Below are 19053 nucleotides of genomic sequence, written 5' to 3' on the forward strand. Positions count from 1 at the left end.
CCCGACGTCGTCCACCTCTCTCACTCCCCTGGGACCGCAACCCATGACTGACAAGACTGCGCACACCGGAAAGAACACTGGCGGCGGCGACGTCCGTCTCACCGGGATCAGCAAGTCGTACGGCTCGTTCACCGCCGTCCACCCGCTCGACCTGACCGTCCCGCAGGGCTCCTTCTTCGCCCTCCTCGGCGCCTCCGGCTGCGGCAAGACCACCACCCTGCGGATGATCGCCGGCCTGGAGGACCCGAGCACCGGCACGGTCTTCCTCGGCGACACCGACGTCACCGACCTCCCGCCGTACAAGCGGCCGGTCAACACCGTCTTCCAGTCCTACGCGCTCTTCCCGCACATGGACATCACCGAGAACATCGCCTTCGGTCTGCGCCGGCGCGGCATCAAGTCGGTGAAGAAGCAGGTCGACGACATGCTGGAGCTCGTCCAGCTCGGCGACAAGGCCCACCACAAGCCGCACCAGCTCTCCGGCGGCCAGCAGCAGCGCGTCGCCGTGGCCCGCGCGCTCATCAACCACCCGCAGGTGCTGCTCCTCGACGAGCCGCTCGGCGCCCTCGACCTCAAACTGCGCCGGCAGATGCAGCTGGAGCTCAAGCGGATCCAGACCGAGGTCGGCATCACGTTCGTGCACGTCACCCACGACCAGGAGGAGGCCATGACGATGGCCGACCAGGTCGCGGTGATGAACGGCGGCCGGGTCGAGCAGCTCGGCGCCCCCGCCGACCTGTACGAGAACCCGCACACCACCTTCGTCGCCAACTTCCTGGGCACCTCCAACCTCATCGAGGCCGAGGTCCTGGAGACCGGCTCCGAGGTGCTCGTCACGGCCGGCGGCGGCAAGCTCCGGATCCCCGGCGACCGCTGTACCTCCGCCGTCCGCCAGGGCGGCAAGGTGCTCGTGGGCGTCCGCCCCGAGAAGATCTCGCTCGCGCACGCCGACGACGCGGGCTCGATCGCCGACGGCCGCAACCGGGTGACCGGCCGGATCGCCGACTCCTCCTTCATCGGCGTCTCCACCCAGTACGTGGTGAACTCGCCGGCGGGCGCGGAACTCCAGGTCTACGAGCAGAACATAGAGAGGGACACCCGGCTCGTTCCCGGAGCCGAGGTCGTCCTGCACTGGAACCCGGCGCACACCTTCGGACTCGACGCGGCGCAGGACATCGACGCGGGCGTGGAGACGGTGGAGGACGCCGCATGACCGCGACCCTCGTGAAGGACGCGCCGCCGACCGAGGAACCGGTCCTGCGCAAGCCGTCCACCCGCAAGCGGCTCGTCCCCTACTGGCTGCTGCTGCCCGGCATCATCTGGCTGCTCGTCTTCTTCGCGCTGCCGCTGGTCTACCAGGCGTCGACCTCCGTCCAGACCGGCAACCTGGAGCAGGGCTTCCAGGTCACCTGGCACTTCGCCACCTACTGGGACGCCTTCCTGGAGTACTGGCCGCAGTTCGTCCGCTCCCTGCTGTACGCCGGGACCGCGACCCTGCTCTGCCTGCTCCTGGGCTACCCGCTCGCGTACCTCATCGCCTTCAAGGCCGGCCGCTGGCGCAACATGCTCCTCGTGCTCGTCATCGCGCCCTTCTTCACCAGCTTCCTCATCCGGACGCTGGCCTGGAAGACGATCCTGGCCGACGACAGCCTCGTGGTCGACGCGCTGAACACGCTGCACGTCCTCGACGTGACGAGCTGGCTCGGCTGGACCGAGGGCGACCGCGTGCTCGCCACCCCGATGGCCGTCGTCTGCGGTCTCACGTACAACTTCCTGCCCTTCATGATCCTGCCCCTCTACACCTCCCTGGAGCGGATCGACGGGCGGCTGCACGAGGCCGCGCAGGACCTGTACGCCTCGCCGGCGACCACCTTCCGCAAGGTGACCTTCCCGCTGTCGATGCCCGGCGTCGTCTCCGGCACCCTGCTCACCTTCATCCCGGCCAGCGGCGACTACGTCAACGCCGAACTGCTCGGCTCGACCGACACCAAGATGGTCGGCAACGTCATCCAGTCGCAGTTCCTGCGGGTGCTCGACTATCCGACGGCCGCCGCGCTCTCCTTCATCCTCATGGCGATCGTGCTGCTCATGGTCACCGTCTACATCCGCCGAGCGGGAACGGAGGACCTGGTCTGATGCGCTGGATCCGTCGCAACCTGGTCGTCATCGCGGGCCTGCTGACGCTCGCGTACATGATCCTGCCGAACGTCGTCGTCATGGTGTTCTCGTTCAACAAGCCGAACGGGCGCTTCAACTACTCCTGGCAGCGCTTCTCGCTGGACGCCTGGAAGGACCCCTGCGGCGTCGCCGACATGTGCCAGTCGCTGTCGCTGTCGCTCCAGATCGCCGCCTGGGCGACCCTCGGAGCCGTCGCCCTCGGCACGATGATCGCCTTCGCCCTGGTCCGCTACCGCTTCCGGGCGCGCGGAGCGATCAACTCGCTGATCTTCCTGCCGATGGCGATGCCCGAGGTCGTCATGGCCGCCTCGCTGCTCACCCTCTTCCTCAACATGGGGATCGAGCTGGGCTTCTGGACGGTCCTGATCGCCCACATCATGTTCTGCCTGTCGTTCGTCGTCACCGCGGTCAAGGCCCGGGTCATGTCCATGGACCCCCGCCTGGAGGAGGCCGCACGCGACCTCTACGCGGGACCCGCGCAGACGTTCCTGCGCGTCACCCTGCCCATCGCCGCGCCCGGCATCGCGGCCGGCGCGCTGCTCGCCTTCGCGCTCTCGTTCGACGACTTCATCATCACCAACTTCAACGCGGGTCCCAACACCGTGACCTTCCCCATGTTCGTCTGGGGCTCGGCGCAGCGTGGAACCCCCGTTCAGATCAACGTCATCGGCACCGCGATGTTCGTCCTCGCGGTACTGATGGTCATGGCCGGACAGATCATCGCGAACCGGCGCAAGAAGACAGCAACAGCCTGACCGAGCCCCGGTCAGGCACCGAAGGAGTTGGAAACCATGGCCCCAGTCGCCATGCGTCTCGCTGCACAATCTCTCTCCGACGCCCAGCCCGTCCCCTTCTGGCTGGAAGACCCCGGCAAGCCCGGCGCCCTGCCCGCCCTCACCGGCACCGAGAAGTGCGATCTCCTCGTCGTCGGCGGCGGCTACAGCGGACTGTGGACCGCGCTCCTCGCCAAGGAGCGCAACCCCGCCCGGGATGTCGTACTGATCGAGGGCCGCGAGGTGGGCTGGGCCGCCTCGGGCCGCAACGGAGGGTTCTGCGCGGCCTCCCTGACCCACGGCTTCGGCAACGGGCTCGCCCGCTGGCCGCAGGAGCTGGCGCAGCTGGAACGGCTCGGCGAGGAGAACCTCGACGGCATCGAGGAGGCGGTCGCCCGCTACTCCCTGGACTGCGACTTCGAGCGCACCGGCGAGATCGACGTGGCCACCGAGCCGTACCAGGTCGAGGAACTGACCGAGATGTACGAGGAGATCGACCGCCTCGGTCTCGCGGACGGCCTGGAACTCCTCGACCGGGACGCCGTCCGGGCCGAGGTCGACTCGCCGACCTTCCTCGGCGGGCTCTGGGACCGCCGCGGCGTCGCCATGCTCAACCCGGCCAAGCTGGCCTGGGGCCTGAAGCGGGCCTGCCTCGACCTGGGCGTCCGGATCTTCGAGAACACCCCCGGCCTGGAGCTGGTCTCCGTCGGCGCCGGCATGGGCGTGCGCACCCCCTACGGCCGGATCGTCGCCGAGAAGGTCGCGCTCGGCACCAACGTCTTCCCGTCGCTGGTCAAGCGCGTCCGGCCGTACACCGTCCCGGTCTACGACTACGCCCTGATGACCGAGCCGCTCAGCCCCGAGCAGCTCGCCTCCGTCGGCTGGAAGAACCGGCAGGGCCTGGGCGACTCCGCCAACCAGTTCCACTACTTCCGGATCACCGCCGACCACCGCATCCTCTGGGGCGGCTACGACGCGATCTATCCCTTCGGCGGCAAGCTGAACGCCGACATGGACCACCGTCCGGAGACCTACCTCAAGCTCGCCGAGCACTTCTTCCGCTGCTTCCCGCAGCTGGAGGGCCTGCGCTTCAGCCACGCCTGGGGCGGCGCGATCGACACCTGCTCGCGCTTCTCGGCCTTCTTCGGCACGGCGCACCAGGGCAAGGTGGCGTACGCGGCGGGCTTCACCGGCCTCGGCGTCGGCGCGACCCGCTTCGGCGGGGACGTGATGCTCGACCTGCTCGCGGGGGAGCGCACCGAGCGCACCGAGCTGGACATGGTCCGCTCCAAGCCGATGCCGTTCCCGCCGGAGCCGATCGCCTGGGCCGGCATCGGCATCACCAAGTGGGCGCTGGCCCGCGCCGACGAGAACGGCGGCCGCCGCAACCTGTGGCTGAAGACGATGGACCGCTTCGGTCTCGGCTTCGACAGCTGATCCCGGGCGGTCCCGGACGCCTGCTGATCGGCTGTGACTCACCTCACAACCGGTGAGTAGGCGAAGTCGCGTAAGAGCGGCCGCCGCCCGCGCTCTCTCCGTGTGGACACCGCGTCCACACGGAGAGGAGACGTTGCGATGACTGGTACGGGGGCCTCCGGCACCAAGAGTGCGATGGAGTGGCTGGCCTCGGTCGCGCCCGATCCCGACGCCTGCCGGTGGGAGTGGGAGCGCAACCCGCACGGGGTGGCGCTGCTCCCCGCCGGCCTGCGCTGGGACGTGCTGATCCTGCCGGGCGAGCTCGGCGGCGCCACGCTCGACGTGCTGAACCGGCTGGTGGACCGGCCGGGGCCGGTCCTCGCCGACTTCGGCGAGGCGCGGATCGGCTTCTTCGTGCCGCCCGGCACCGTCTCCCGCTGGCTCGGCACCGGGGTGCGCGGCGCGGGCGCCGGCACCTGGATCGTGGTGCCGTACCCGGGGCGGGTGACCGGCGGGGTGCGCTGGCTGGTGGCGCCGGACGGCACGGGCACGCTCAACGACGCCTCGCTCCTGGAGCTGGCGATGCACGAGGCCGCGGGCCTGCTGGCCGGGGGGTCGGGCGGGAGCGGCGGGGTCTGACCGACCGTCGGGAACGAACAGAGGTCTTGACCACTCGATTGGTCTGGACCATGCTGTGGCGCGCTCCCACCTCGATTCCCCCACCCCCGGAGGCAGTTGTGGACCGCACCAGACCCCTCACCCTGCTGTTGGCGGGCGCCCTCGCCGCCGGCGGACTCCTGGCCCTGACTCCCCAGGCCGGCGCCGCCGACGCCGAACTCGCCCGCAACGGCGGCTTCGAGGCCGGCCTCGACGGCTGGACCTGCACGGCGGGCAGCGGAGCCGTCGTCACCTCCCCCGTGCACGGCGGCACCAAGGCGCTCCAGGCCACCCCGGCCGGCAGCGACAACGCCCGCTGCTCCCAGACCGTCACCGTGAAGCCCGGCTCCACGTACACGCTGCAGGGCTGGGTCCGCGGCAGCTACGTCTACCTCGGCGCCACCGGCACCGGCACCACCGACGTCTCCACCTGGACCGGCTCCGCGCCCGACTGGCAGCGCCTGTCGACCACCTTCACCACCGGCGCCTCCACCACCTCGGTGACGATCTACACCCACGGCTGGTACGGCACCCCCGCCTACCAGGCCGACGACCTCTCCCTCTACGGCCCCGGCGGCGACCCGGTCACCCTGCCGACCGCCCCCACCGGGCTCGCGGCCGGCTCCCCGACCTCCACCACCGTGCCGCTCACCTGGGCCGCGGTCTCCGGCGCCACCTCGTACCACGTCTACCAGGGCGCCACCAGGGTCCAGACGGTCACCGGCACCTCCGCCACCGCGACCGGCCTCACCGCCTCCACGCCGTACACCTTCCAGGTCTCCGCGGTGAACAGCGCGGGCGAGTCCCCGAAGTCCGCCGCCGTGACCGCCACCACGACCTCCGGCGGCGGAGGCGGGGGCGGCGGCCTGCCCGCGCACGCCCTCGTCGGCTACCTCCACGCCAGCTTCGCCAACGGCTCCGGCTACACCCGGATGGCCGACGTCCCCGACTCCTGGGACGTCATCAACCTCGCCTTCGGCGAGCCCACCTCGGTGACCTCCGGCGACATCCGCTTCAGCCTCTGCCCGGCGACCGAGTGCCCCGGCGTCGAGTCCGCCGCCGACTTCAAGGCCGCGATCAAGGCCAAGCAGGCCGCCGGCAAGAAGGTCCTCATCTCCATCGGCGGACAGAACGGCCAGGTCCAGCTCTCCACCACCGCGGCCCGCGACACCTTCGTCTCCTCCGTCTCGAAGATCATCGACGAGTACGGCCTCGACGGCCTCGACATCGACTTCGAGGGCCACTCGCTCTCGCTCCAGACCGGTGACACCGACTTCCGGAACCCGACCAGCCCGGTCATCGTCAACCTGATCCAGGCGGTCAAGACCCTCAAGGCCAAGTACGGCGCGAAGTTCGTCCTGACCATGGCCCCGGAGACCTTCTTCGTCCAGCTCGGCTACCAGTACTACGGCTCCGGCCCCTGGGGCGGCCAGGACCCGCGCGCCGGCGCCTACCTGCCGGTCATCCACGCCCTGCGCGACGACCTGACCCTGCTGCACGTCCAGGACTACAACTCGGGCTCCATCATGGGCCTGGACAACCAGTACCACTCCATGGGCGGCGCCGACTTCCACATCGCCATGACCGACATGCTCCTCACCGGCTTCCCCGTCGCCGGCAACACGGACCGCTTCTTCCCCGCGCTCCGCGCCGACCAGGTCGCGATCGGCCTCCCGGCCTCCACCCAGGCCGGCAACGGCCACACGGCCCCGACCGAGGTCAACAAGGCCCTGGACTGCCTGACCAGGAAGGCCAACTGCGGCACGTACCAGACCCACGGCACCTGGCCCGCCCTGCGCGGCCTGATGACCTGGTCGATCAACTGGGACCGCTACAACCAGTGGGGCTTCTCGAAGAACTTCGACGCGTACAACTGGAGCTGACCCCCAGGATCAGCACCCCCAGGCAGAGGCTGGCCACCACGTCCAGCGGCCAGTGGAAGCCCCGCAGGACCAGACCGGTCCCCGTCACCGCCGTCAGCACGGCGGCGACGGGGACCAGCCGGTTCGAGACCAGGGACGCGGCGCCGAAGTACGCCACCATCGCGGTGGCCGTGTGCCCCGACGGGTAGTAGCCGTGCGCCCACGGCTCCAGCGGGCCGGGCCGGGCCGTCCACTCCTTCAGGGGGATCACCAGCAGCGGCACGGCCCCCATGGCCAGCCCCGCGTACAGGGCGGCGGCGCGCCGGCCGCGCAGCCAGGCGTACGCCATCGCACAGGCCAGCACGGGAAGGGCGACCGTCATGTTGCCGAGGTCGGAGGCGAGTTCGCTCAGCCACCGGGGGACCGTGTCCACCACCGCGAGGGACGCCCGCTCGTCGAGCCTGGCCAAGGGGCCGTGGACGAGCACCTGCCAGGTCACGACGGCGAGGGCGACGAGCGCCGAGAAGAGAGTCGGCCGCCCTGGAACAGGGGGGGTGGTTCCAGGGCGGCCGGGGGGATCGGGCTGCCGCGCGCCCCGGGGGGTATGGGGCGTGCGGCCATCCGATCGGTGAGGAGTCCCGGAGCACGAGGCACCGGTGGTGTGCGCGATGGCACGAGGTGGGCGGGGCTGGGGAGGCTCCGCCCGGGGTGTTTCTCTCATCTGCAGAAACCGTACGCCAGAGAAGAGGGGGCCGACAGCGGGAAGCGTATCCCGCCATCGGCCCCCCACAGAGTCTTCACACCGTGTGTGAGTTCCGGGTCGTGAGGACCCGGAAGGCTCAGATCTGGGCGAACGCGTTCTCGATGACGTCCAGGCCCTCGTTGAGCAGGTCCTCGCCGATGACCAGCGGCGGCAGGAAGCGGAGCACGTTGCCGTAGGTGCCACAGGTCAGGACCAGCACGCCCTCGGCGTGGCACGCCTTCGCGAGCGCGCCCGCGGCCTCCGGGTTCGGCTCCTTGGTCGCGCGGTCCTTGACCAGCTCGATCGCGATCATGGCGCCGCGGCCGCGGATGTCGCCGATGGCGTCGAACTTCTCGGCCATCGCCGACAGGCGGGCCTTCATGAGCTCCTCGATGCGCTGCGCCTTGCCGTTGAGGTCGAGCTCCTTCATCGTCTCGATGGAGCCCAGCGCGCCGGCGCAGGCCACCGGGTTGCCGCCGTAGGTGCCGCCCAGACCGCCGCCGTGGACGGAGTCCATGATCTCGGCGCGGCCGGTGACGGCGGCGAGCGGCAGACCGCCCGCGATGCCCTTGGCGGTGGTGATGAGGTCCGGGACGATGCCCTCGTCCTCGCAGGCGAACCACTGGCCGGTGCGGCAGAAGCCGGACTGGATCTCGTCCGCGACGAAGACGATGCCGTTGTCGTTGGCGAACTTCACGAGCGCCGGCAGGAAGCCCTTGGCCGGCTCGATGAAGCCGCCCTCGCCGAGCACCGGCTCGATGATGATCGCGGCGACGTTCTCGGCGCCGATCTGCTTGGTGATGTTGTCGATCGCCTGGGCCGCGGCCTCGGGGCCGCAGTTCTCCGGGCCCGTGGGCCAGCGGTAGCCGTAGGCCACCGGCACCCGGTAGACCTCGGGCGCGAACGGACCGAAGCCCTGCTTGTACGGCATGTTCTTCGAGGTCAGCGCCATCGTCAGGTTCGTACGGCCGTGGTAGCCGTGGTCGAAGACGACGACGGCCTGGCGCTTGGTGTACGAACGGGCGATCTTGACCGCGTTCTCGACCGCCTCGGCGCCCGAGTTGAACAGCGCGGACTTCTTGGCGTGGTCGCCCGGGGTCAGCTCGGCCAGTGCCTCGCAGACCTCCACGTAACCCTCGTACGGCGTCACCATGAAACAGGTGTGGGTGAAGTCCTGGAGCTGCGCGGACGCGCGGCGCACGACGGCCTCGGCGGACGCGCCGACCGAGGTCACGGCGATGCCGGAGCCGAAGTCGATCAGACGGTTGCCGTCGACGTCCTCGATGATGCCCCCGCCGGCCCGCGCGGTGAAGACGGGCAGCGTGGAGCCGACGCCACCGGCGACCGTGTCGAGACGGCGGGCCTGAAGCTCCTGCGACTTCGGACCGGGGATGGCGGTGACGACGCGCCGCTCCTGCGGGACAGCGTTCATGCGGGGCTCCTGGGGATGTTCTGGACGCACTTGCGGGTTTCCTCCGCAGGCTAGGCGCGGAAGAGGGCGTCAGGCATGCGCCGATCGGGAGTGATGGGGGTGTGTCGTTGTCCGGGATGGACAGGGCCCCTCCGCTTCCGCTTCCCGCGACCGTCCTGCCGGTGATCGGCCGTACGGGTGGTCGAAACCCCTCCGGGGAGGTCCCGGCCCACTAGATTGACGGTGGCACAGACGCGGCGACCTGGCTGGTCAGGGGGCAGGGGTTCATGGAGACCGACGGCACGTACGAGTCACGCGACACCACGGGGAGCGCGGTGCCGCGACCGGCGGGGCCGCCGACCGTTGTCCCGGCCCACGCCGTGCCCCCGCCGCCGGCCGGGCCCCCGCAGGGCGGCGCCCGCCCGGCCCCGCCCCTGGTCCCGCCCCGGCCGTCCGGCGCCCCGGGCGCCCCCGCCTCCCCCGTGGCCGCGTGGCTCGACGCGCCGCGTCCCGAGACCGCGCCGCCCGGCGTCTGGCGTTTCCGGCACGTGCCCCCGCCGCCGCCGCGCGAGGCCCGGCGGCTCGCGCCCGTCACCGTCGTCGGCCTGCTGATCCCGCTGGTCGTGGGGCTGCTGCTGTGGTCGGCCTGGCGGCGCGGCGTCGTCCCCTACCAGTGGATCCCGCTCGCCACCTTCACCCCCGGCGACTGGTGGTACGCCGGCGGGACCTCCCCCCGGGACTGGCACGGCGCCGAGGCCCACGTCGTCTACGACGGGGTCTTCTTCGCCGGCCTCCTCTACGCGATCGCCCGTCTCGGCGCCTGGGCGGAACTCGCCCGCCACCTGCTCGCCGACCGCCGGCCGACGGCGCGCGCCGCCCTCGCGGCCGGAGCGGCGCTCATCGCGCTGACCTTCGTCTGGCCGGACGCCTTCCCCGGCGTCGGCTGGGAGCCGCTGCCGGTCGTCGGCCCCGTGCTCTCCCTGGTGGTGCTCGTCGGCGGCGGCTACGACGTCCTGGCCTCGCCGTTCCTCGTCTACACCGTCTACACGGTGATCACCGCCGCCGTCGTCTGGCCGTTCGCCCGCCTGGGTGAGTGGCCCGAGCTGATCCGCGCCCGGCTCCGGGCCCGCGCCGCCGCGCCCGCGGCCCCGCTCGACGCGGCGGCGCCGGTGCCGCTCTCGCAGTGGCCCGAACTGCGGGCCGCGGGGGAGCGGCGGGCCGCCGACCTGCTCGCCGCCGAGGTCCACGCCGGACGGATGAACGACGTGGACTGCGCGCGCGTCCGCCGGCACCTGGACGGGCCGGGCCGCGGAGCCACCACCGTCGACACGGTGCTGCGCCAGGGCGCGGCGGCCTGGGCACACCCCTCGGGCGCCCGCGACCTCCCGGTCCGCGCCGCCACCCACGACCTGCTGCTCGGGCAGGTCCGGATCGGCCGCTGCGTCGCCGAGGAGCGGAACCCGGCCCCGTACCGCGGCGCGGGCCTGGCCCTCGACCCGGCCGCGCTCGGCACCTCGCTGCTCGTCGTGGGACCCTCCGGCGCGGGGAAGACGGCCCGACTGACCCGCCCGGTCGTCGAGTCGCTCACCCTCCAGGCCCTGACCGGCGGCTGCGCGGTCGTCGCCGTCGGCGCCGCCGACGCGCAGCTCGGCCCCGACGACGCCTACGACGTGGTCGTCAGGCCGGGCGATCCGACCTCCCCGTACGACCTCGACCTCTACGCCGGCCTCACCGACCCCGACGAGGCCGCGGCCCTGCTCGCCGAAGGGCTGGTGGGGGACGTCGAGCACCTCGACGCCCGTCGCGCCGCCACCGTCCTGGCCCAGCTCATCGGCCCCTACCGGGCCGTGCACGGCCGTTTCCCCTCAGTGCCCGCCCTGCGCGAACTGCTCGAAGGCGACCCCGCGACACTGGCCGCGCTGCTCGACCGGATGCCGTCCGACGGCCCGGCCGCGATGCGCCGCGAGCTGGAGGCCCGCATCCGGCAGGCCGGCACGGCGGCGGACGCCGGACCGCTCCTCGCGGACCGCGTCGCGCTGCTCGACCGGCCGGTGTTCGCCGAGTTCTTCGGCGCCGACACGGGAGGCGTCCGGCCCTTCTCCCTGAAGTCCGTCGCCCACCACCCGCTGCGGGTCCGCGTCACCCTGCCCGAACGCGGCCACGAGGAGGCGTCGCGGCTCCTCGCCCGACTGCTCCTCGCCCAGTTCCTCGCGGCGGCCAGGAACGCCGGCGGCCGCGGCCACTTCGTCTGCCTCGTCCTCGACGACGCCACCGGGGCCGTCACCCCCGGCACCGTCCGCTCCCTCCAGCGGCTCCGCCCGCAGAACGCGGGCGTCGTCCTGGGCCTGCGCACCCTGGGCGAGGTGCCCGAGAGCCTGCACGGCCCCCTGCTCGGCTCCGTCGGCTGCCGCGTGGCGCTCGCGGGCATCACCACCTGGGACGGCCGGGGCTTCGCCGAGACCTGGGGCAAGGAGTGGGTCGAGACCACCGAGGTGGCCCACCACACCGTCTTCGCGAACCAGCCGATGACCCGGTTCATCCACGCCCTGCGCAAGAAGGTCACCGGCAAGGCCGTGACCACCGACGCCGTCACGACCCGGAAGGTCGAACGGGAGCGGTGGTCCGCCTCCGAACTGGCCCACTCCCTGCCGCCCGGCCACGCCGTCGTGTCGCTGACCACCGTCCGGGGTGCCCACACGCCGCCCGTCCTCGTCGACCTGCGCTCCTGACCCGCCCCCTCCCCGCGTGGCCGAGAGGGGTCCGTCCCGTGTGGCTGAGCGGGCACCCATGGGCCCTGGCACAATCGGGGGCGCCGCTCGTCTGAGCGGCGCCCCTCTCGCTCAAAGGTCCGACGGTCCCCAATGCCGCCCACCCTCGCCTCGCTCGTGCAGCACTCCGCCCTCAAGCTCATCGTCCGCGCCGGTGAGGACCGCCTCGACACGCCCGTCCGCTGGGCCCATGTCAGCGAGCTGGCCGACCCGGTCCCGTACATGGAGGGCGGCGAGCTGCTGCTGACCACCGCGCTGACGCTCGACGCGGAGGACCTGGAGGCGATGCGCCGCTATGTGCGGCGGCTGCTCGCGGCGGGGGTGGTCGGGCTCGGCTTCGCCGTCGGGGTGAACTACGAGGAGATCCCGCCGGCCCTGCTGGACGCGGCCCGCGAGGAGCACCTGCCGCTTCTGGAGGTGCCCAGGAGGACCCCGTTCCTCGCCATCAGCAAGGCGGTCTCGGCGGCGATCTCCGCCGACCAGTACCGGGCGGTGACGGCCGGGTTCGAGGCCCAGCGCGAACTGACCAGGGCGGCGCTCTCCGAGGGCCCCGAGGCGGTGGTGGCCCGGTTGGCGGCGCACGTCGACGGCTGGGCGGCGCTGTACGACACCTCCGGCACGGTCGTCGCCGTCTCACCCGAGTGGGCGGCCCGCCGGGCGGCCCGGCTCACCCCGGACGTGGAGCGGCTGCGCGACCGCCCGGCGCCCGCCAGCGCCGTCGTCGGCGGTACGGACGACCGGGTCGAGCTCCAGTCGCTGGGCACCGGACGCCGGGTGCGGGGAGCCCTCGCGGTCGGCACGGGCGCGCCCCTCGGCACGGCCGAGCGGTACGCGGTGCACTCCGCGATCGCGCTGCTCACCCTGACGACGGAACGTTCCCGCTCGCTCCAGGCGGCCGAGCAGCGGCTGGGCGCCGCGCTGCTGCAGCTGATGCTCGCGGGCCAGCCGGACCACGCGCGCGCGGTGGCGGGCGACGTGTACGGCGGGCTGCTGGACGCCCCGTTCCGGCTGCTCGTCGCCGAGGCCGCCGGGGGAGAGGCGGCCGGCGAGCCGCCGCTCCCGGTGCTCGCCGAGGCCCTGGAGGCGGCGGCCGCCCGGGCGGGCGAGGCGATCCTGGCGGTCTCCGGAAACGGGGAGCGGCTCGTCGTCCTCGCCGGCGACGGGGGCGCGGTCGTCGCCGCGTGCGAGGGGTACGCGGAGCGCGACGCGGAGGACGCCGGCGTCGTCATCGGGCTCTCGGCGCCGCTCGCGGCCGGCGCCGCCGCCGCCGCGTACAAGCAGGCAGAGCAGGCGCTGTCGGTGGCCCGGCGGCGGGGCCGGGCGCTCGTCGAGCACGAGGACCTCGCGGCGGGCTCGGTCCTGCCGCTCCTCGCCGACGACGCCGTCCGCGCCTTCGCCGACGGCATGCTGCGGGCCCTGCGGGAGCACGACGCGACCGGGCGGGGCGATCTGGTCGCCTCCCTGCGCGCCTGGCTCTCCCGGCACGGCCAGTGGGACGCGGCCGCGGCGGACCTGGGCGTCCACCGGCACACCCTGCGCTACCGGATGCGCCGGGTGGAGGAGATCCTCGGCCGCTCGCTGGACGACCCGGACGTCCGCATGGAGCTGTGGCTGGCGCTGAAGGCGACAGGCGAGGGCGCGGAGTAGCGCGGGGCGGTGGAGCGGTGGTGCGCGTGAGGGCTCAGCCGTCCGCGGACGCGCCTCCGTCCGAGCCGCTGTTCCGCCGGCCGCCCCTGCGCCGGCTGTCGCGCACCAGCTCGCCGCCCAGCAGCGTCACGGCGGCCACGCCGCGGACCCATTGGGGGCCGCCGCGGGCCGCCCAGACCACGCAGACGCAGCCTCCGGCGGCGAGGGCCAGGACGCCGATCAGGACGTAAAGAATCATGTGCTTCCCCCAGGTGGTCGAGCGGTCCGGGCCATCCTGTCACCTGCCGGGGAGGGGGCGAAGGGCGGCGCACAGGCCCCTGGGCCGTCCGACTTCCGGTGATCCTGCCCGGATCCGGGCAGTTTTCTTGGCTGTTCGACCCCGGACTCCCTACTCTCCTGCACATGACAAGCCCTGCCGTCGATCCGGCCCCCGAGGCCGGCCAGGCCGCCCCCGCACCCCGCACCGCCGGGACCGCCGCCCCCGCCCGCCGGATCACCGGCACCGTCTGGGCCGCCCTCGGCATCGTGTACGTCGTGTGGGGCTCGACCTACCTCGGCATCCGGGTCGCCGTCGAGACGATGCCGCCCTTCCTCTCGGCCGGCACTCGCTTCGTCACCGCGGGCCTGCTGCTCGCCGGGATCATCGCCTGGCGCCAGGGCCCCGCCGCCCTCAAGGTTACCGGCCGGCAGCTCGCCTCCGCGGTCCTCATCGGCCTGCTCCTCATCCTCGGCGGCAACGGCCTGGTCGTCCTCGCCGAGACCTCCATCCCCTCCGGCCTCGCCGCCCTCCTTATCGCCGTCGTCCCCGCCTGGGTCGTCCTGCTGCGCGCCGCCACCGGCGAGCGCCCCGGCCTCGGCGCCGTCGGCGGCGTCCTGCTCGGCCTGGCCGGCCTCGCCGTCCTCACGCTGCCCGGGCTGAGCGGCGAGGTGAAGATCGGCGGCGTGCTCCTCGTCGTCGTCGCGACCCTGCTCTGGTCGGTCGGCTCCTTCTCCTCCGCCCGGTTGCCGCTGCCCCCGAACCCCTTCACGGCCAGCGCGTACGAGATGGTCGCCGGCGGCATCGCCGGGCTCCTCCTCGGCCTCGTGCGGGGCGAGCACCACGGCCTCGACCTCGGCGCGATATCGGGCCGCTCGTGGGCGGCCCTCGCCTACCTGATCCTCTTCGGCTCGCTCCTGGCCTTCACGGCGTACGCCTGGCTCCTCCAGGCCGCCCCGCTCTCGCTGGTCGCCACCTACGCCTACGTGAACCCGGTCGTCGCCGTCCTGCTCGGCGCGCTCGTCCTGAACGAGGCCCTGACCTGGCCGCTCCTGCTCGGCGGCGCGATCGTCGTCGCCGGCGTCTGCCTGATCGTCTCGACCGAGCGGCGCGGGTGACCCCGGCCCCTTCGGCCAATTAGGACAGAGGTCCACCCCCATCACTCCACACCGGACAAGCCCACGTCCGGCGCACCGGCCCTAACGTGTCACGAGAGCAATCGCTCGCACCCCCCGATACGGAAAGGGCCGGGACGCAATGACGACCACCCACGCCTTCTGGCTCGCCGGCCGCGAGGCCACCGGCGAGGCCACCTTCGACGTCACGAACTCGTACGACGGACGTCTGGTCGGCAAGGTCAGCGTGCCCACCGAGGCCCAGGTCGAGGAGGCGGTCGCCGCCGCGCACGCCGTCGTCGACGAGTTCGCCGCGACCCCGGCGCACGTCCGCGCCGCCGCCCTCGACCACGTGTCGAAGCGGCTCGCCGAGCGCACCGAGGAGATCGCCCTCCTCATCTCCGCCGAGAACGGCAAGCCCGTCAAGTGGGCCCGCGGCGAGGTCGGCCGTGCCGTCTCCGTCTTCCGTTTCGCTGCCGAAGAGGCCCGCCGCTGGAACGCCGGCGAGGCCCAGCGCCTGGACACCGATGCCGGCGGCGTGGGCCGTCTCGCGCTGACCCGCCGCATCCCCAAGGGCGTCGTGCTCGGCATCGCGCCGTTCAACTTCCCGCTGAACCTCAGCGCCCACAAGGTCGCCCCGGCCATCGCCGTCGGCGCCCCGATCATCCTCAAGCCGGCGCCGTCGACCCCGATCTCCTCCCTGATCCTGGGTGAACTTCTGGCCGAGACCGACCTGCCGGCCGGCTCCTGGTCGATCCTGACCGTGCCGAACGACCGCATGCCGGCCCTCGTCCAGGACGAGCGCCTCCCGGTCATCTCCTTCACCGGCTCCGACAAGGTCGGCTACGCCATCCAGCAGTCCGTGCCGCACAAGCACTGCACCCTGGAGCTCGGCGGCAACGCCGCCGCCGTCGTCCTGCCCGACTGGTCCTCCGAGGAGGACCTGGACTGGGCGGCGAGCCGGATCGCGACCTTCTCCAACTACCAGGGCGGCCAGTCCTGCATCTCCGTGCAGCGCGTGATCGTCGACTCCTCCGTCCACGACCGCCTGGTCCCGAAGATCGTCGCCGCCGTCGAGGCCCAGGTCACCGGTGACCCGTCCGACGCGGCCACCGACGTCGGCCCGCTGGTCGACGAGGCCGCCGCCCAGCGCGTCGAGTCCTGGGTCGACGAGGCCGTCGCCGCCGGCGCCAAGCTCCTCACCGGCGGCAAGCGCGAGGGCGCGACCTACGCCCCGACCGTCCTCACCGAGCTCCCCGCCGACGTCACCCTGGCCCGTGCCGAGGTCTTCGGCCCGGTCCTGACCATCGCGAAGGTCGACGGCGAGGCCGAGGCGTTCGCCGCGGTCAACGACTCCGACTTCGGCCTCCAGGCCGGCGTCTTCACCCGCGACCTGCAGACCGCGTTCCGCGCCCACCGCGCGCTCGAGGTCGGCGGCGTGATCGTCGGCGACGTCCCGTCCTACCGCGCCGACCAGATGCCGTACGGCGGTGCCAAGCGCTCCGGCGTCGGCCGCGAGGGCGTCCGGTACGCCATGGACGACTACACGTACGAGCGCGTCCTGGTCCTCACCGGCCTGGCGCTGTAACCCGTACACCACGAGGCCAGGCGGCCCGAGCCCACTGTGCGGGGGCTCGGGCCGCCTTTCGTCATGCCACCGGGACGTCGACCAGCCGTACGACCTCGGCCGGCCCGGCCCGGAACGCCTTGTTCGCGGCGGCGGCGGCCGCCATGTGCGGGGCCGCGTCGTGCGCGCCGAGCGCCTCGGCCGAGGCCCAGCGCTCGATCAGCACGAACCGGTCCGGGTCGTCCGCCACCCGGTGCAGGTCGTAGCGGAGACACCCCTCCTCGGCCCGCACCAGGGGGGCGAGCGCCTCGAAGGCGGCCACCTGCTCCGCCCCCCGGCCGGGCAGGGTGGCGATGTGGACGATGAGCTTGATCGGCTGCGACATGGCGCGGACCCTACGCGGCCCGCCGCCCCGGCGACCGGCAATTCCACCAGGAGGACACCCGGCGCCCCCGCCCCTCCCGCGCCCCCCCGCTCCCGCCGTCTTTCCGAACCCCCGGTTATCGGGTACGACGGACAGGAAGCCCCAGGAGGCGTCCATGACCGCACCCACCCAGCGGCCCAAGGTCACCGAACGCGAGGCCCGGCAGACCGCCGAGGCGGCCCGCGAGCGGGACTGGCACAAACCGAGCTTCGCCAAGGAGCTCTTCCTCGGCCGGTTCCGCCTCGACCTCGTCCACCCCCACCCGCTCCCCGCCGACGAGGACGTCCGGCGCGGCGAGGCGTTCCTCGCGGTCCTCCGCGACTTCTGCGAGACCCGCCTCGACGGCGCCCGCATCGAGCGCGAGGCCCGCATCCCCGACGAGACGATCGCCGGCCTCAAGGAGATCGGCGCCCTCGGCATGAAGATCGACCCGGCGTACGGCGGTCTCGGCCTCACCCAGCTGTACTACAACCGGGCCCTCGCCCTCGTCGGCTCCGCCAGCCCCGCCGTCGGCGCCCTGCTCTCCGCCCACCAGTCGATCGGCGTACCGCAGCCCCTCAAACTCTTCGGCACCCAGGAGCAGAAGGACGCCTTCCTGCCCCGGCTCGCCCGCACCGCCCTCTCCGCCTTCCTGCTCACCGAGCCCGACGTGGGATCCGACCCGGCCAGGCTCGCCACCACCGCGGTCCCCGACGGCGACGCCTACGTCCTCGACGGCGTGAAGCTCTGGACCACCAACGGCGTCGTCGCCGACCTGCTCGTCGTCATGGCCCGCGTGCCCGCGTCCGAGGGCCACCCCGGCGGCATCACCGCCTTCGTCGTCGAGGCGGACGCCCCCGGCATCACCGTCGAGCACCGCAACGCCTTCATGGGGCTGCGCGGCCTGGAGAACGGCGTCACGCGGTTCCACGGCGTCCGCGTACCGGCGGCCCACCGCATCGGCCCCGAGGGCGCCGGGCTCAAGATCGCCCTCACCACCCTCAACACCGGCCGGCTCTCCCTCCCCGCCGCCTGTGCCGGCGCCGCCAAGTGGTGCCTGAAGATCGCCCGTGAATGGTCCGGCGTCCGCGAGCAGTGGGGCCGGCCCGTCGCCCGCCACGAGGCCGTCGGCACCAAGATCTCCTTCATCGCGACCACCGCCTTCGCCCTGGAGGCGGTCGTCGACCTCGCCTCCCAGATGGCCGACGAGGACCGCAACGACATCCGCATCGAAGCCGCCCTCGCCAAGCTGTACGGCTCCGAGAAGGCATGGCTCATCGCCGACGAGCTCGTCCAGATCCGCGGCGGCCGCGGCTACGAGACCGCCGACTCCCTCGCCGCCCGCGGCGAACGGGCCGTCCCCGCCGAGCAGGTCCTCCGCGACCTGCGCATCAACCGCATCTTCGAGGGCTCGACCGAGATCATGCACCTCCTCATCGCCCGCGAGGCCGTCGACGCCCACCTCTCCGTCGCCGGCGACCTCATCGACCCCGACACCTCCCTCGCCGACAAGGCCAGAGCCGGCGCGCGGGCCGGCGGCTTCTACGCCCGCTGGCTCCCCGGACTCCTCACCGGGCCCGGCCAACTTCCGCGCTCGTACGCCGAGTTCGGCGACCTCGCCGTCCACCTCCGGTACGTCGAACGGACCTCGCGCAAGCTCGCCCGCTCCACCTTCTACGCCATGTCCCGCTGGCAGGGCCGCATGGAACGCAAACAGGCGTTCCTCGGCCGGATCGTCGACATCGGCGCCGAACTCTTCGCGATGAGCGCCGCGTGCGTCCGCGCCGAACTCCTGCGCACCACCTCCGACCACGGCCCCGCGGCCCACCAGCTCGCCGACGCCTTCTGCCACCAGGCCCGCCTGCGCGTCGACGAACTCTTCACCCGCCTCTGGTCCAACACCGACGACCTCGACCGGGCCGTCGTCGACGCCGTCCTCGCCGGGCGCCACACCTGGCTCGAGGCCGGCGTCCTCGACCCCAGTGGCGACGCCCCCTGGATCGCCCCCACACCCCCCGGCCCCTCCCCCCACCCCAACCTCCACCGCCCGTACCCCTGACCCCGCCGCGCGCACGGTGCCGTGGGTCCGCCTCGTCGTGGGCAACTGTTCCGCCGGGGCGGAACGGGTGGGCACAACGGACGACGCCCCCGCCGGGCCCAGGCATCCGCGCCCCCGCCGGCACCCGGTGCGCGGCGCACCGCTGGTGCGTGCCCAGGCTCAGGGGGCGACGCGCGGCCAGGCGCGCCGTCCCGTGTGC

15 protein-coding genes are annotated in these 19053 nt (G+C 72.9%); 11 read left to right on the plus strand and 4 right to left on the minus strand.

The window, feature by feature from the left end; genetic code table 11:
• The first annotated feature begins 43 nt into the window (after positions 1-43).
• The 6 genes from AB0424_RS23445 to AB0424_RS23470 all read left to right on the plus strand — a co-directional run bounded on the left by AB0424_RS23445 (position 44) and on the right by AB0424_RS23470 (position 6907).
• Complete coding sequence (locus AB0424_RS23445; protein ID WP_366308405.1) at positions 44-1213, plus strand: ABC transporter ATP-binding protein; 1170 nt, start codon at positions 44-46, stop codon at positions 1211-1213.
• Positions 1210-2136, plus strand: a complete 927-nt coding sequence (locus tag AB0424_RS23450) for an ABC transporter permease (protein ID WP_366308407.1) — start codon at positions 1210-1212, stop codon at positions 2134-2136. The genes AB0424_RS23445 and AB0424_RS23450 overlap by 4 nt, the downstream gene beginning before the upstream one ends.
• A complete protein-coding gene (locus AB0424_RS23455; RefSeq protein ID WP_366308409.1) occupies positions 2136-2933 on the plus strand; it encodes an ABC transporter permease in 798 nt (265 codons plus the stop codon). The genes AB0424_RS23450 and AB0424_RS23455 overlap by 1 nt, the downstream gene beginning before the upstream one ends.
• 36 nt (positions 2934-2969) lie before the next feature.
• Complete coding sequence (locus tag AB0424_RS23460; RefSeq protein WP_366308411.1) at positions 2970-4388, plus strand: FAD-dependent oxidoreductase; 1419 nt, start codon at positions 2970-2972, stop codon at positions 4386-4388.
• A 138-nt stretch (positions 4389-4526) separates the two neighbouring features.
• Positions 4527-5006 (plus strand): hypothetical protein, encoded by a 480-nt coding sequence (locus tag AB0424_RS23465; protein WP_366308413.1) that lies wholly within the window; start codon positions 4527-4529, stop codon positions 5004-5006.
• Positions 5007-5104: 98 nt separating this feature from the next.
• Positions 5105-6907, plus strand: a complete 1803-nt coding sequence (locus AB0424_RS23470; protein ID WP_366308415.1) for a glycoside hydrolase family 18 protein — start codon at positions 5105-5107, stop codon at positions 6905-6907.
• Here AB0424_RS23470 and AB0424_RS23475 read toward each other — a convergent pair.
• The gene (locus AB0424_RS23475; protein WP_366308417.1) at positions 6843-7607 is read right to left on the minus strand and encodes a phosphatase PAP2 family protein; all 765 of its coding nucleotides are present in this window, start codon (positions 7605-7607) and stop codon (positions 6843-6845) included. The two genes, AB0424_RS23470 and AB0424_RS23475, sit on opposite strands and share 65 nt — an antisense overlap.
• A 118-nt stretch (positions 7608-7725) precedes the next feature.
• The gene (gene gabT / locus AB0424_RS23480) at positions 7726-9060 is read right to left on the minus strand and encodes a 4-aminobutyrate--2-oxoglutarate transaminase (RefSeq protein WP_366308419.1); all 1335 of its coding nucleotides are present in this window, start codon (positions 9058-9060) and stop codon (positions 7726-7728) included.
• Between the two features lie 266 nt (positions 9061-9326).
• Here gabT and AB0424_RS23485 point away from each other — a divergent pair, with 266 nt between their 5' ends.
• On the plus strand, positions 9327-11768 hold the full coding sequence (locus AB0424_RS23485) for an ATP/GTP-binding protein (protein ID WP_366308421.1): 2442 nt from the start codon (positions 9327-9329) through the stop codon (positions 11766-11768).
• A 132-nt stretch (positions 11769-11900) separates the two neighbouring features.
• Positions 11901-13454 (plus strand): PucR family transcriptional regulator, encoded by a 1554-nt coding sequence (locus AB0424_RS23490; RefSeq protein WP_366308423.1) that lies wholly within the window; start codon positions 11901-11903, stop codon positions 13452-13454.
• Positions 13455-13488: 34 nt separating this feature from the next.
• Here the strand turns inward: AB0424_RS23490 and AB0424_RS23495 are convergent, their stop codons facing one another.
• A complete protein-coding gene (locus AB0424_RS23495) occupies positions 13489-13692 on the minus strand; it encodes a hypothetical protein (protein WP_366308425.1) in 204 nt (67 codons plus the stop codon).
• A 164-nt stretch (positions 13693-13856) separates the two neighbouring features.
• On the opposite strand from AB0424_RS23495, the gene AB0424_RS23500 reads away from it, so the two are divergent.
• Together AB0424_RS23500 and AB0424_RS23505 are read left to right on the plus strand one after the other, a co-directional pair.
• Entirely contained in the window at positions 13857-14828 is a 972-nt protein-coding gene (locus AB0424_RS23500) for an EamA family transporter (RefSeq protein WP_366308427.1), read from the plus strand.
• Positions 14829-14967: 139 nt separating this feature from the next.
• Positions 14968-16413 carry an aldehyde dehydrogenase family protein gene (locus AB0424_RS23505; RefSeq protein WP_366308429.1) on the plus strand — a complete coding sequence of 482 codons (1446 nt, stop codon included), beginning with the start codon at positions 14968-14970 and terminating at the stop codon, positions 16411-16413.
• A 61-nt stretch (positions 16414-16474) separates the two neighbouring features.
• On the opposite strand, the gene AB0424_RS23510 is transcribed toward AB0424_RS23505, so the two are convergent.
• Positions 16475-16777 (minus strand): putative quinol monooxygenase, encoded by a 303-nt coding sequence (locus AB0424_RS23510; RefSeq protein WP_366308431.1) that lies wholly within the window; start codon positions 16775-16777, stop codon positions 16475-16477.
• A gap of 154 nt (positions 16778-16931) precedes the next feature.
• Between AB0424_RS23510 and AB0424_RS23515 the strand changes: the two genes are divergently transcribed.
• Positions 16932-18854, plus strand: coding sequence for an acyl-CoA dehydrogenase family protein (locus tag AB0424_RS23515; protein ID WP_366308433.1), 1923 nt, complete (start codon positions 16932-16934; stop codon positions 18852-18854).
• Positions 18855-19053 lie beyond the last annotated feature (199 nt).

It is taken from the genome of Streptomyces sp. NPDC051180 (assembly GCF_040689545.1).
Lineage (GTDB): Bacteria > Actinomycetota > Actinomycetes > Streptomycetales > Streptomycetaceae > Streptomyces.